Annotated in this window: 16 protein-coding genes and 1 tRNA gene; 4 read left to right on the forward strand and 13 right to left on the reverse strand. The window is 63.9% G+C overall.

All coding sequences use genetic code 11. From position 1 onward, the window contains the following. Window positions 1-1,048 precede the first annotated feature (1,048 nt). Complete coding sequence (locus GIW81_RS03830) at window positions 1,049-1,309, forward strand: DUF1488 family protein (RefSeq protein ID WP_154738001.1); 261 nt, start codon at window positions 1,049-1,051, stop codon at window positions 1,307-1,309. 110 nt (window positions 1,310-1,419) lie between these two features. After that, window positions 1,420-1,641 (forward strand): hypothetical protein, encoded by a 222-nt coding sequence (locus tag GIW81_RS03835; RefSeq protein ID WP_154738002.1) that lies wholly within the window; start codon window positions 1,420-1,422, stop codon window positions 1,639-1,641. Between the two features lie 485 nt (window positions 1,642-2,126). Here GIW81_RS03835 and GIW81_RS03840 read toward each other — a convergent pair whose 3' ends face one another. The 4 genes from GIW81_RS03840 to GIW81_RS03855 form a co-directional block, all read right to left on the reverse strand. Further along, complete coding sequence (locus GIW81_RS03840) at window positions 2,127-2,396, reverse strand: hypothetical protein (RefSeq protein WP_229309072.1); 270 nt, start codon at window positions 2,394-2,396, stop codon at window positions 2,127-2,129. After that, entirely contained in the window at window positions 2,393-2,620 is a 228-nt protein-coding gene (locus GIW81_RS03845; protein ID WP_154738004.1) for a hypothetical protein, read from the reverse strand. The genes GIW81_RS03840 and GIW81_RS03845 overlap by 4 nt, the downstream gene beginning before the upstream one ends. A 32-nt stretch (window positions 2,621-2,652) precedes the next feature. After that, a complete protein-coding gene (locus GIW81_RS03850; protein ID WP_154738005.1) occupies window positions 2,653-2,871 on the reverse strand; it encodes a CsbD family protein in 219 nt (72 codons plus the stop codon). A 697-nt stretch (window positions 2,872-3,568) separates the two neighbouring features. After that, complete coding sequence (locus GIW81_RS03855; RefSeq protein ID WP_154738006.1) at window positions 3,569-5,362, reverse strand: SulP family inorganic anion transporter; 1,794 nt, start codon at window positions 5,360-5,362, stop codon at window positions 3,569-3,571. Between the two features lie 214 nt (window positions 5,363-5,576). On the opposite strand from GIW81_RS03855, the gene cax reads away from it, so the two are divergent. Further along, window positions 5,577-6,641: a calcium/proton exchanger gene (gene cax, locus GIW81_RS03860; RefSeq protein WP_154738007.1), complete on the forward strand. Its 1,065-nt coding sequence runs from the start codon at window positions 5,577-5,579 to the stop codon at window positions 6,639-6,641. A gap of 82 nt (window positions 6,642-6,723) precedes the next feature. Here cax and GIW81_RS03865 read toward each other — a convergent pair. Further along, a tRNA-Lys gene (locus tag GIW81_RS03865) sits at window positions 6,724-6,798 on the reverse strand. A 144-nt stretch (window positions 6,799-6,942) separates the two neighbouring features. On the opposite strand from GIW81_RS03865, the gene GIW81_RS03870 reads away from it, so the two are divergent. Continuing rightward, window positions 6,943-7,926 (forward strand): DMT family transporter, encoded by a 984-nt coding sequence (locus GIW81_RS03870; protein WP_154738008.1) that lies wholly within the window; start codon window positions 6,943-6,945, stop codon window positions 7,924-7,926. On the opposite strand, the gene tgt is transcribed toward GIW81_RS03870, so the two are convergent. From tgt to coaD, 8 genes are all read right to left on the reverse strand, one after another. Then, the gene (gene tgt / locus GIW81_RS03875) at window positions 7,923-9,059 is read right to left on the reverse strand and encodes a tRNA guanosine(34) transglycosylase Tgt (protein ID WP_154738009.1); all 1,137 of its coding nucleotides are present in this window, start codon (window positions 9,057-9,059) and stop codon (window positions 7,923-7,925) included. The genes GIW81_RS03870 and tgt overlap by 4 nt on opposite strands. Before the next feature lie 38 nt (window positions 9,060-9,097). Further along, window positions 9,098-10,177, reverse strand: coding sequence for a tRNA preQ1(34) S-adenosylmethionine ribosyltransferase-isomerase QueA (queA, locus tag GIW81_RS03880; RefSeq protein ID WP_154738010.1), 1,080 nt, complete (start codon window positions 10,175-10,177; stop codon window positions 9,098-9,100). Continuing rightward, a complete protein-coding gene (locus tag GIW81_RS03885; protein ID WP_407658189.1) occupies window positions 10,177-10,623 on the reverse strand; it encodes a DMT family transporter in 447 nt (148 codons plus the stop codon). The genes queA and GIW81_RS03885 overlap by 1 nt, the downstream gene beginning before the upstream one ends. Window positions 10,624-10,637: 14 nt before the next feature. Beyond that, a complete protein-coding gene (locus GIW81_RS03890; protein WP_154738012.1) occupies window positions 10,638-11,018 on the reverse strand; it encodes a DUF423 domain-containing protein in 381 nt (126 codons plus the stop codon). A 29-nt stretch (window positions 11,019-11,047) separates the two neighbouring features. Next, window positions 11,048-11,518, reverse strand: a complete 471-nt coding sequence (locus GIW81_RS03895; RefSeq protein ID WP_154738013.1) for a peptidylprolyl isomerase — start codon at window positions 11,516-11,518, stop codon at window positions 11,048-11,050. A gap of 62 nt (window positions 11,519-11,580) precedes the next feature. Continuing rightward, window positions 11,581-11,961 (reverse strand): VOC family protein, encoded by a 381-nt coding sequence (locus GIW81_RS03900; RefSeq protein WP_210251899.1) that lies wholly within the window; start codon window positions 11,959-11,961, stop codon window positions 11,581-11,583. Then, window positions 11,958-12,509, reverse strand: coding sequence for a peptidylprolyl isomerase (locus tag GIW81_RS03905; RefSeq protein ID WP_154738014.1), 552 nt, complete (start codon window positions 12,507-12,509; stop codon window positions 11,958-11,960). The genes GIW81_RS03900 and GIW81_RS03905 overlap by 4 nt, the downstream gene beginning before the upstream one ends. A 178-nt stretch (window positions 12,510-12,687) precedes the next feature. After that, entirely contained in the window at window positions 12,688-13,185 is a 498-nt protein-coding gene (gene coaD, locus GIW81_RS03910) for a pantetheine-phosphate adenylyltransferase (RefSeq protein WP_154738015.1), read from the reverse strand. Between the last annotated feature and the right edge of the window lie 9 nt (window positions 13,186-13,194).

Below are 13,194 nucleotides of genomic sequence, written 5' to 3' on the forward strand. Positions count from 1 at the left end.
GATGGCCGACTTTGCACGATGGTCGCGATGGTTTGAATGCGGGCTCGAACTGAAGCGAGAGAAGACCCGGGCGATGGCAATGATGGCGTGGATAGCGGCCCACGCCTCAAATGATGGCTCTGGCGTCGAGTTCAACGATGACGTGTGGGATTCCCTCGCTGATGAAATTGGCCTGACACGAGAGGAGGGGCACGCAGCCCTCGACGTCTTAATTGGTGAAGGCTTGGTCACGTCGGTTGGGCAGGAAAGGTCTGACCGGTTCGCAGTCCGCGCTGTGATATAGCGGTCTCGCCTCCAAAAGTACGGCGAGATGAGCTCGCACGGCGATGCGTACTCCGCAAACCTGCGTCATCCGCAGGCGACCCCTATCATTCGTCGCTAATACGGCCCAATCATTCCCAAGGCACGTGCCGGGCGAAAAAGCCCGTGACCCGATGGAATTAGGTCCGTGGGCAGCGGCGTGGTATTGTATTCAACTCACACCGCACCGTACCTCCACAGGTGACGGGACTTCGCCTCCCGGAGGTCGCACTGCTTCCCGGGCGTTTCGCGCCTCGGCAGAGGGGTGCTCGATCTTTGTCGTCGAGGATGAGGCGTCATTCTCGATATTCGGCACAGAACTGCGCAGACATGCAGGCGCGTTGGCGAAAAATCGCCAACGGCCAAGGAAGCGCGAGCGAACTTCGCGGCGCAAAGGCGTCGCCGAATTTCGCAGTGCTTTCGATTGCTTCGATGACGTGGAGGACGACAAATGCCCGTAAACTACGCTGAAATCGCAATTGGTAAGTGTTTCGCTATGCCCAACAACGATGTTCGGCAAGTCGTCGGGCTGGACCGCGGGAGCGTCTCGTACGTCGTGCGAGGCAAATTGGCATTTCCATCGTGGGACCCGGCGGCGTGGAAGATCATGAGCCAAGACGTCTTTGCCAAGGAGGTAAGCGCTGAGGTGAGAGCCGATTGGCGGAGCACCGGGGCGCGCACGCTCTAAATCCGTCTGCGAGTCTCGTTTTGGCTCACGTGCCGTGGCTGATCGAGAATAGGAAGGCGAATGCTGAATTTTCCGAATGAGATGCGCAGCTACGATGCCGCGAGACGCTGCATTCGGTTTTGGGGCAGCGACGGCGCCATCGAGGTCTCCTTCTTTCTGGATCAGAGCGCTCTGGAGAAGATCGCAACCCAGGCGCCAGCCGGCGAGGCGTCACTGCTCGAGAGCTTCGACCAAAATCGCGAGCGGATTCTACGCACTGCCCGCAAGGTGTACGAGCGCCGGCGGCAGGGTTCATACGAGCTGTACGCCGCGGACTTCTGAGACTTCGCTGAATTGCTTGGCCGAACTCGGCCTTGAGGTCGCGGCAGCCAAGTTGTGAAGTTGAACGACCGAATTCGAGGCCGCGCTGGTGCGCGATGTGGAGATAACCTATGGCGAACTCTAGAATACCGACGGCAAAATACAGGGTCGGCCAAATGGTCGACTTCGTACCCTCGCAACGAGGCCTCGCCGCCTCGGCACGTTCCTACAAAATCGTGAAACTGCTTCCGAGTGAGGGCGGCGAGCGGCTCTATCGCATCAAGACGATCGCCGAGGTGTTCGAACGTATTGCTCGCGAGAGCGAGCTCCTAACAACGTCCTCGCCAGTATGAACGTACAGCGATCGGGACTGGTCGCGTGGGTTGAACGAAAGCTCAGTCCGCCTTCACCAGGCGGTGGCATGGGCGGCATGGATTCCTGCGGCCAACTCTAGATCCCGTGCCTAAAAGGCCCCGGTGCCAAGCTCCGGGGCTTTCGAGTCTCATGCGAGGTTGGGCAGGCGAGCACAGTTGCCGTCAGGCGGCCTTCACCTGGCCGGGCTTCAGTCCCAGGCGCTCGATTTCTCTTCGCGACAAGGATCGGCGCGCGATGAGCGTAGCATCCTTGTCGGCTGCCGCATGCGCCCGGACAGCTCGCATGGCTCGGCCTTGGTTAGGCTCGGCGACGTAGTAGCTTTCGACAACCATCTCCGACCGCCCAAACCCGGTTCTCGCGGCGGGTACTCTGCGTGAAACCGTCAGATCCGCGAGCCATCCGCAGGCCCCGCCGAACGGGACCGGTGCGAGACTCGCCGAAGCCACGCCGTGCGTCTCCTGAATCAAGCCGCACCCGCCAGCGCATCGCGCTCCAAGGCGACCTCGAGATCGGCGGGCTCCACCTCCACCACTTGCCGGGAAACGTAAGCGGCAAGCGAGCCTGGCAGCTCGATTGTGGTCTTGGTACGCCGATAGCCGATGAAGGATAGCCCGTCGACGGACTCGCGCGATTCCGTAACCTCATACGATCCTGGCGGATAAGTTCCCTCAACGCCCTCCAACGAAAACGGATGCGCGAAGGTGATGGTCTTGTAGATCGTGGAATTGGTCATGTGTGCCATCCCGGCGGCAACCGGTCGAGCGCGCTCATGTCGCTCGTTACGTTGACTGCCACGGATTGCGGGCGGGGCGCCGAGTTGACGTACGTATGATAGATCGCAATTGCGAGGATCGTCACGGCGAGGCTCACCACGGGAGGCGTGAACCATGACGGCATTGCAAGCCGGTCCTTTCCAAAGACGGCGAAACCGACGGCACCCGCAGCGTAGAACTGCAAGCGGCCGTCGGCAAAGAAAGCGCGGCTAGCGTTTAGAGCTGGCGGCCGGCAGCGAACGCATCGACATCGTTCTGCGCCTGCGTGGCATCGAGCGCGTATTTGGACTGCACCTGCGCGACGAGGTCGGCCTTGTTCTTCAGCGCCGTGATGTCGGCGGCAGTCAGCTTCGGCCACTTGTTGGCGATCTCTCCGCGCATACCCTGGCCGTTTGCCTGCGGGGGAGCGACGGTCGCCTGAGCGTTCTGAGTCATTGGGGAAACTCCTAAAGTGTATATTTAAGTATTGTCCGAACGATTATCACCCGGACCATAGTTTCTTTTAAACACTTATAGTGGCCGCTTTGTGTCCAACCAAAATATTCCATGTATTTTCTGGAATAAGCAACGGGGAAGTGTAAGTATTTATTTTATAACAAGCGATTTTGTTGCGGTGGTATTCCAGATAATACTTTGTCAGAGTCGGGATTCTTTCAAGAATATCGAACCTCATCAACAGTATTGCGACTGCGAACTAGGCGCTTTCCGCCGGCGAGTCCCAATGCGGATCGAACCATTCGACACCCTCGGCCCTGCGGCGAGATCTCCCCGAAAATGGGGATGGCGCCGCATTCGATTTGCTTCAGCTTGCCTGATTGGCACTCTGCTTTCGCTTCGCCCCAAGATGCGGTGCGTCGGGGTTACTCAGGAGGCCCGGCCATGTCCGCAAGAACCTACTCTGCACTTGCCGCGACCGTATTCGCACTCGTCGCGGCCTTGCAGTTCGTGCGCGCCCTGGGGGGGTGGTCAGTTGTGGTTGATACAGTTGACATACCGGTGGGCGCCAGCTGGGTCGCGTTCCTTGGTGCCTCGTTGTTGGCCGTGGTTGGCTATTTAGTGGCGCTCCGCGACTGAGCGGTTCGAGCGTACAAAAAAGGGTATGGGGTCGTGCGCCGCCCTACGCTGTCGGCCATCACGACGGATGTTTGTCCTCCCAGTCGACCCAGTCCACCCGATGGGCTTCGAGATACGCGCCGACCGCCGCGCCAAGCGTAGGGAAAAAAGCTCGCTCGCCGAGCTGTGTGAATAAACCGAAGCGCTTCAGCTTATCCTTCACCGGGTCTTTCAGTTCCGCAAAGCAGAGCTCGATGCCCGATTCCCGCAACGCATTGTCGAGCTCCGCCAGAATGTCAGCAGCTGTGATGTCGACGCTCGTAACGGGCTCAGCCGCCACGACCAGCCAGCGTACGGGAGTTGGCGACTTGTCCGCAGCTTCAAGGACCCGTTCCTGAAACAATTCGGCATTGGCGAAAAACAATGGTGCGTCCCACCGGAAGAGGACAAGGCCCGGGATGAGACGGGCATCGGGATAGCGAGTGATGTCGTGATAGCCCTTGACGCCGTCGGCCCTTCCCAACACTGCGGAGTGAGGTCGCCACGCATCCCAGAGAAATTCGATGATGGCGACCACCACCGCCAACGCGATTCCCGGGATGGCACCCAAGACCGCGACGCCGGCAAGACAGAACATCGAAAGCCAGAACTCCCATTGCTGCACTCGATAAATGCGGATGAGGTCCTTTACCTCGATGAGTCCAATTGCTGACGCAATGACGACGGCAGCAAGTGCGCTGTTGGGCAGGTGCTGAAGCAAATTCGGCGCCGCGACGAGAAGCAGTGCGACCGCTAGCGCACCGACCACTCCGGTCATCTGCGTCTTTGCACCGGCGGCCTCAGCAACCGGCGTGCGCGACGAGCTGCTGCTGATTGGGAACCCCTGAAAAAATCCAGCCGCAAGATTGGCCGCTCCAAGCCCGACCATTTCCTGGTTGGGATCGACGTAGGTTCGCGTGCGGGCCGCATAGGAGCGTGAGAGCACGCTGGTATCCGCGAACGAGACCAGGGCGACGGCGAGCCCGCCTGAGAGCACCGCCGCGAAATCCGCAGAGTCGATCCACGGGATCGCGAAGGAAGGCAGGCCCTGTGGAAGCGGGCCTAGAACCGAGACGCCGGCACGGTCGGCGAGGCCCAGCACACCAACAGCAACCGTCGCGCCGACGACCGCAATCAATATTCCCGGCAAGGTCTTGTTGCCCTTGAGCAGCAAGATCACGGCCAATGTGCTTACTCCGACGAGGGCCGCGATCCAGTTCACTCCTCCGCCGAAGATCTCATTTCCGATAGACCACAAATCTCGCAGCGGGCCGTGAGTATCAATCGAAAAGCCGAACAGCTTGGGCAGTTGGCTGACCAAGACCGTCAAGGCAATGCCATTCATGTACCCATATCGGATTGGCTTGGAGAGCAGCTCTGTAATGAAGCCGAGCCGCGCCAATCCAGCTGCTACGCAGACAACGCCCGAGACAATCGCCATCATGCTGGCGAGAGCCACCGCGCGCATCGGATCTCCCCCCGAAAGCGGCAAAACCACAGCCAGGATTACCGCAGCCAGTGAGGAATCCGGACCTAGGACTAGGATGCGGCTCGGGCCGAACAGCGCGTATGCCAGCAGCGGGATGATGGTGGCGTACAAGCCGTTAATTCCCGGGACGCCAGACGCGACGGCGTAGGCGATGCCCACGGGCACGAGCATCGTCGTAAGCACTATGCCGGCTACGATGTCATCGCGAAGCCACGCCGGATCATAGTGGCGCAGCGTTTGAAGCCCGGGCAGCCAGCGCATCACGCCGGTATCGTTGGCCCCCCTCCGGGGTCGGGAGAAGCGGCCTCTTTCAGTCGGCGCTACCGCGGTAGGATCATCGGTCATGCGAGGCACCTGGACCCTGGTCGCGCGACCTCTTCATGCGCTGGCACTCGTCGTCGCCAAGGATTAGCCCTCTGGATGCCAGCCGCAAGAGACTTCAAGTCATAATACGGGCGTACTTCAGGTCAGGGGGAGCTATAATCACCAGCCTTCTTGGGACGCGACACCGCGAACGCGCTGCCTGCAGCGGCGACCGGCTCGGGCCATGGAGAAGCGAATGATTTTAAAGTGGATGCTCGTTTTTGTCCCGATCGCGATCGCGCTAGAATACCTGGCGCCGCAGAGCCATCTGCTGATTTTCGTCGCGGCGGCGATTGCCATCCTACCCTTAGCCGCCTGGCTCGGCCGAGCGACCGAACAGCTGGCCGATCGCTCGGGCGAGGGAGTCGGCGGTCTCCTCAATGCGACTTTCGGCAACGCCGCAGAGCTGATCATCGCACTCGCCGCCCTGCGTGCCGGGCTTCATGATGTGGTGAAGGCCACTATCGTCGGGTCGATCGTAGGAAATATCCTGTTGGTGCTCGGAGCGGCCATGCTTGCCGGCGGCATGCGCCATCAGGAGCAGCGCTTCAATGAATCGGCTGGGCGCGCTCAAGCCACGATGCTGACGCTAGCAGCAATCGCACTCGTGATTCCTGCCGCCTACGCCGCGCTGGTGGGAGAGATCAATCCGGGGGGAGGAAAGACACTCAGCATTTCGATTTCGCTGGTGCTCCTCGCCGTCTATGCCGCGTTCCTCCTGTTCTCTCTGTGGACGCACGCTGACTCTTTTCGGGGCGTCGACGCGACTGAGAACGTCGCGCATTCGGATCCCTGGCCGCTTGGGCAGGCGATCGCGGTGCTCGCCGCAGCCACCGTCGCGATCGCATGGCTGAGTGAGATCCTGGTCGGCGCCATCGAGCCAACCGCGCACGAGCTCGGCCTCAGCAATATCTTCGTGGGCGTGTTCATAGTCGCCATTCTTGGCAATGCCGCCGAGCATGCCACTGCCATCACGGCGGCATTGAAGAACCGCATGGACCTAAGTCTGTCCATTGCCATTGGATCGAGCGTGCAGGTCGCGCTGTTCGTTGCGCCTTTGCTGGTTCTGGCAAGTTTGGTCGTTGGGCCCCACCCCATGGATCTTCTTTTCGGCAAGGGCCTAGTTCTCGCCGTACTGCTGGCCGTTCTCATTACCGGACAAGTCGCCGGCGACGGCCGGTCAAATTGGCTGAAGGGGGTGCAGCTCCTGGCGGTCTACCTGATTTTGGGTCTGGCCTTCTTCCTCATTCCACAGGTCTAGCGAGCCCGTTACAGGACACGGCTCCAGCGCCGACCGAGCCCGGCGCCTAGACTTTGTAACCATCGGTGACTTTAAGGGAATTTGGTGAGTCCGGATGGGATCGAACCATCGACACCCTGATTAAAAGTCAGGTGCTCTACCACTGAGCTACGGACCCTTAAGGCGCGAGCCGTGCTTGTAGGCGGCGCGGGCGCCCCCGGTCAAGGCGACCCACCGTCCTCGCGCCAGACACAGGGCCCTTCTCCCCTGCGCGGATTGGCGAATTGGCCCGCGTGCGGCGCATGCGCTATGAGGGCCGCCCATGGACGACAGGACCGCAACTGATACCGCCGCCGGCAAGGCCGGCGGACGGGTACTTGCCGCCGCGCAACCGCGCCGCGAGGCGACGATCCCGCCTGCCGATCGTTTGAAAGCGATTGGCCTGATGTGCCTCGCCGTCGCGTTCTTCTCGGCGCTCGACACCTCGGCGAAGTACCTCATCACGCACGGACACCTGCCACTGGTTCAGGTGGTGTGGGTGCGCTTCCTCGGCCAGTTCCTCATCATGCTGTCGTTGCTCTCGGCGCTGCCGCTCGGCGCGCTCCTGCGTACGCGCAAGCCGAAGCTGGAGATCCTGCGGTCGGTCCTCATGGTGTCGACCACGGCGTGCAACTTCCTCGCTCTGCGCCACCTGCGGCTCGACCAGACCGTGTCGGTCGCATTCATGGCGCCGCTCATCGTCGCTCTCCTTGCCGGGCCGTTCCTCGGGGAGTGGGCCGGCTGGCGACGGCTCGTTGCGATCTTCACCGGGTTCATCGGCGTGCTCATTGTCGTGCACCCCGGTATCGGCGGCCTGCACCCCGCGTTCGCCATCGCCTTTGCCGGCATGCTCGCCTACGCCTTCTTCATGCTGCTGACGCGCTTTCTCGCCGCCCACGACGCCCCGCTCGTGATGCTGTTCTACTCGATACTCGTCGGCACCTTCGCGCTGGCTCCCTTCGCCATCTGGCAGTGGACATGGCCGGGAACGGTCTGGGAGTGGCTGCTCCTTGCATGCCTCGGCATGTTCGGGGGCATCGGGCACTATCTTTTCATCCACGCCTACCGGCTGGCGCCGGCCGCCAGCGTGGCGCCGTTCCTCTATGTGCAGATCCTAACCATGGTGGCCTTCGGCTTCGCCGTGTTCGGCGACGTGCCGGACGTCTACACGCTGATCGGCGCGGCGGTGATCGTCGCCTCGGGCATCTACCTCCTGCACCGCGAGCGCACGCTGCGTGAGGAAGTCGCCCCCACCGACCCGATCTAGCTGCCTTCGCCGTCGAGGCGGGCGAGGGTCTCCTCGGCCCATGACGCGAAGCGCCTCTCGGCGATGGCAGTACGCATCGCCGCCATCAGCTCCTGGTAGAACGCCGTGTTCACCCACGACAGCAGCATCGCGCCCAGATACTCGCCCGACTTGACGAGGTGGTGCAGGTAGGCGCGCGAATAGTCGCGCGCCGCCGGGCACGAGCTTTGCGGGTCGAGCGGCGCTGAATCCTCCGCGTGCATGGCGTTGCGCAGGTTGACCTTGCCGTTCCAGGTGAAGGCGAGGCCATGCCGGCCGTTGCGCGTCGGCAGCACGCAGTCGAACATGTCGACGCCGCGCTGAACCGACTTGATGAGGTCCGACGGCGAGCCGACGCCCATGAGATAGCGCGGCTTTTCCGCCGGCAGGAACGGCAGCACGCCTTCGAGCGTGCGCAGCATCATCTCCTGCCCCTCGCCCACGGCGAGGCCGCCCACCGCGTAGCCACGCAGATCCATGCCGACCAGCGCTTCCGCCGAGCGTCGGCGCAGCTCCGGATCGACGCCGCCCTGGACGATGCCGAACAGCGCCTGCCCCGGCGCCCCCCGTTCCGCGAAAGCGGCTCGTGCCCGCTCCGCCCAGCGCAGCGACAGCTCCATCGCCCGCTCAGCTTCCTTACGCTCCGCCGGCAATTCGATGCATTCGTCGAGCTGCATCTGGATATCGGAACCGAGCAGGCATTGGATCTCCACCGCGCGCTCCGGCGTCAGCATGTGGCGCGAGCCGTCGATGTGCGAGGCGAAGCGCACGCCCTCCTCGCTCACCTCGCGGATTTTCGACAGCGACATCACCTGGAAGCCGCCCGAGTCCGTGAGGATCGGCCCCTCCCAGCGTATGAAGGTGTGCAAGCCGCCGAGCCGCGCCACGCGCTCCGCGCCGGGGCGCAGCATGAGGTGATAGGTGTTGGCGAGGACGATGTCGGCGCCCGCTTGCTTCACCTGGTCGAAGTAGAGCGCCTTTACCGTGCCGACCGTGCCGACCGGCATGAAGGCCGGCGTGCGCACGACGCCGCGCAGGGTCGTCAGTGCGCCGAGGCGCGCCGCGCCGTCCTCGCCCTTCACCTCAAATCCAAACGTCGTCACGCGTTCCTGCATCGGTCTTTCAAGGTCTCACGGACCCGGGAGGGAATAGGTCACTCACCCCGCGAAGGGAAGAGCAGCGAGGCGTCGCCATAGGAATAGAAGCGGTAACCTTCATCGATGGCATGCGCATAAGCGGCCTTCATGCGCTCCAGCCCCGCGAACGCCGAAACCAGCATGAACAGCGTCGAACGCGGCAGGTGGAAGTTGCTCATCAGGATATCGACGGCGCGGAACCGGTACCCCGGCGTGATGAAGATGTCGGTCGCCCCCGTGAACGGCTGCAGCTCGCCGCCACGCGCCGCCGTCTCGAGCAGGCGCAACGACGTGGTGCCGACGGCGACGATGCGGCCGCCGCGCGCCCGCGCCTCGTTCAGCGCCGTCGCCGTGTGGGCGGAAATCTCGCCCGTCTCGAAATGCATCTTGTGGTCGGCGGTGTCGTCCGCCTTCACCGGCAGGAACGTTCCCGCTCCGACGTGCAGCGTCACGAAGTGCCGCGAGACGCCGCGCGCCTCGATCGCCGCCATCAGCTCCGGCGTGAAGTGCAGCCCCGCCGTCGGCGCCGCCACCGCCCCGTCGACCGCCGCATAGACCGTCTGGTAGTCGCACCGGTCGACGTCTTCGACGCCGCGCTTGGCAGCGATGTAGGGCGGCAGCGGCATCTGCCCCACCACCGCGATCGCCGCGTCGAGATCGGGCCCGGTGAGATCGAACGCCAGATCTACCTCGCCGGCATCGCCACGCGTTAGGACGGTCGCGTCGAGGGCGCCCATGAGACACATCTCACCGTCGTGCCCGAAGTGCAGCCGGTCGCCCTCCTGCAGCCGCTTCGCCGGCCGCGCCAGTGCCCGCCAGCGGTCGAGCCCCAGCCGCTCAATGAGCGTCACCGCGATGTTGGCGGAGAGATCACCGCGCCGGCGTATTCCCTCCAGCGCTGCCGGGATGACGCGGGTGTCGTTGAAGACCAGTGCGTCGCCCTCGCGCAGCAACTCCGGCAGGTCGTGCACGCCGCGGTCCTCGAATAACGCCTCGCCCGGTGGCACGACGAGCATGCGCGCGGCGTCGCGCGGGCTCGCCGGGTGCAGGGCGATCCGCTCCTCCGGCAGCGCGAAATCGAACAAATCCGTGCGCATCAGGTGACGCTGATCAGGAGCGCGCCGACCACGAGCAAGCAGGCGCCGGCGATACGGCCGAGCGTCAGCTCACGCACCGCGAGGTCGAAGTAGCCGAGCCGGTCGAGCAGCAATCCCGCCAACAACTGCCCGGAGACGATGAACGCCATCGTCGCCGCGGCACCGAGCTTCGGCGTCAGCACCAGGGCGCAGGTGACGAACGCGGCGCCGAGGCATCCCCCGGCAACGAACATCCACAACGGCGGCACATGCCAGTTGATCGCGGCGCCCTGCGCCTGCGTCACCACAAGGGTGATGACGCCGAGCACGACCGTGCCCGCGAGGAACGACGCCGCCGCGGCTGCCACCGGCATCCCCAGCCCGCGCGCCAGCTGCGCATTGATCGGCCCCTGCAGCGCGATCAGCATGCCGGCAACGATGCCGAGCGCCGACCAGAAAGCCGTCATCGTCGCCATGCCTTTCATGCTGACCGCTGCGCGATGAGCTCCCACACGCCGGCCAAGGCGAGGAGCAGCCAGCCGCCGATCATGATCATCCCGCCGGCTGGGGCGGCCATCGGGAACAGCTTCACCTGCCATAGCGTGCGCACGGCGATGTCACCGGAGAACAGCGTCACGCCGACGAGCAGGACGAATGCCGTCAGCAGGAACGCGCCCGGATGCGCCGCGCGCGACGCCAGGGCGACGATCGCCGCCGCCGCGGTGGCGTGCATGAGCAGGAAGTAGGCGGGCGACGTCAGCGACGCCATGTCGTTGCCGTGCGCACCGGCAGCCGCGAGCCCGACGCCGGCGGCACCCGCCAATCCGGCAAAAATGAGAAGCAACGCTGCCAGTTGCACCATCAGCCCATCTCCACTCCGCACTCGACGCACTAGGCGGCGTCGCCGACCTTCACCGAAACCATCTTGTCCGGGTTCTGCACCGGTTCGCCGCGCTTGATCTTGTCGACGTTCTCCATGCCCTCGATCACCTTGCCCCACACCGTGTACTGCTTGTCGAGGAAGGTCGCGTCGTCGAACACGATGAAGAACTGGCTGTTGGCGCTGTCAGGGCTCTGCGAGCGCGCCATCGAGCAGACGCCGCGTACGTGCGGCTCGGCGTTGAACTCGGCCTTCAGGTTCGGATAGCTCGAGCCGCCGGTGCCGGTGCCCTTCGGGCAGCCGGTCTGCGCCATGAAGCCCTCGATGACGCGGTGGAACGGAATGCCGTCATAGAAGCCTTCGCGCACCAGCTGCTTGATGCGCTCGACGTGCTTGGGCGCGAGGTCCGGGCGCAGCTCGATGACCACGCGGCCCTTGGTCGTCTCGATGATGAGGGTGTTCTCCGGATCGGGGTTCGCCATGGTTGTCTCCAAGCTTTAGGTTGGGGAAATAGGGTTTAGGGGGTGACGCGCCGGGCGGCAAATCAGGCGCTTTTTGCCTGGCGCACGTGCCAGCAGACGCCGGCCGGATCGATGAGGTGCACCTCGCGGCCCCAGGGATAGTCGTGCGGTGCCTTGAGCCGCACGCCGGCAAAGCGCTCGGCCAGCCCGTTGCCGGAAATGTATTGCCAGTAGGCGTCGAGGTCGCCGACCTCGATGACGTGCATCTGGTTCGTCTGCCACTCAGGGACGTCGATATCCTGCAGCATGAACGCCGCCTCGCCGAAGCGCAGCCCAACGAGGCCCTCGTGCCGCCACTGCACGCCAAAGCCCAACTCGCCGAAAAAGGCGATCGACAGCTCGAAGTCGCGCCCACCCGGCACGAACGGGATGAGCGCCGTCGCCGTGGTCGGCGGCAACGTCACTTCTTGTCCGACTGCAGGTAAACCTTTTCCATCACGTCGGGGATCGGCGGCGGCTCGCCCTTGGCGATTTTGTCGATCGCGTCCATGCCTTCGACCACCTGCCCCCACACCGTATATTGGCCGGTGAGGCTCGAGCAGCCCGTGTCGTCGAAGCAGATGAAGAACTGGCTGTTGGCACTGTTGGGGTCAGCGGTGCGGGCCGCGCCGACGGTACCGCGCTTGTATGGCTCGGGGGAGAACTCGGCCGGCACGTCGGGATAGTTCGAGCCGCCGGCGCCCGTTCCCGCGGGATCACCCGTCTGCGCCATGAACCCGCCGATCACGCGGTGAAACTTCAACCCGTCGTAGAAGCCTTCCTTGGCGAGCTGCTTGATCCGCTCCACGTGCTTGGGCGCGAGGTCGGGGCGCAGCTTCACCAGGGCCTTTCCGTGCTTCGTCTCGATGACGAGGATGTCGCTATCGGCGGCGCCGGTCGTGCCGGGCTGCTCGGAGCAAGCCGCGCCGGCGAAGACGCAGAACGCCAGGGCAAAGCAGGTCAAAAACCGCATGGGGCACACCTTCCGATTTCTGGGCTGAGAGACCTCGAAGCGGCCGATGGCCGGGCCGCTATGCACGGCATTCTTACCGCTCCAGGCGGCGGCCGCGCAACTGACCAGTCGCAGTCTCGGGGGGCATGCGGCAACAAATTTTGCCCGGCTGCGCCGACGGCAATCCGACGAATTGCTTTTAGTTGCGAGCCTTTGTCTTGAGGCGCGCGGCGATGGCTGGCGAGACGAACGGCGAGACGTCGCCCCCCATCTGTGCGATCTGCCGGACGAGGTTGGCGGCGATGTGCGCCACCGACGGCGTCGCTGCGAGAAACACCGTCTCGATGCCTGGCGCCATGGCGCCGTTCATGCCCGCCATGCCCACCTCGTAGTCGAAGTCCGTCGCATCGCGCAGGCCGCGTACGATCACGCTTGCGCCCGTCTCGCGTGCCGCGTCGACCGCGAGACCGCCGAACGTGACGATGTCGATCGCGGTGCCTGTCTTTTTGGCAATCGGCGCCGTCTCGCTCTCCAGCATGGCGACGCGCTCGGCGACAGTGAACATCGGCTGCTTGGCGTCGTGGGTGCCGACACCGATGACCAGGCGATCGACCAGCCGGCAGGCGCGCGCGATCACGTCCGTGTGCCCGAGGGTCACGGGGTCGAACGAGCCGGGATAGAAGCCGATGCGTTTCATGGGCCGACG

Source organism: Hyphomicrobium album (assembly GCF_009708035.1).
Classification (GTDB): Bacteria; Pseudomonadota; Alphaproteobacteria; order Rhizobiales; family Hyphomicrobiaceae; genus Hyphomicrobium_A; species Hyphomicrobium_A album.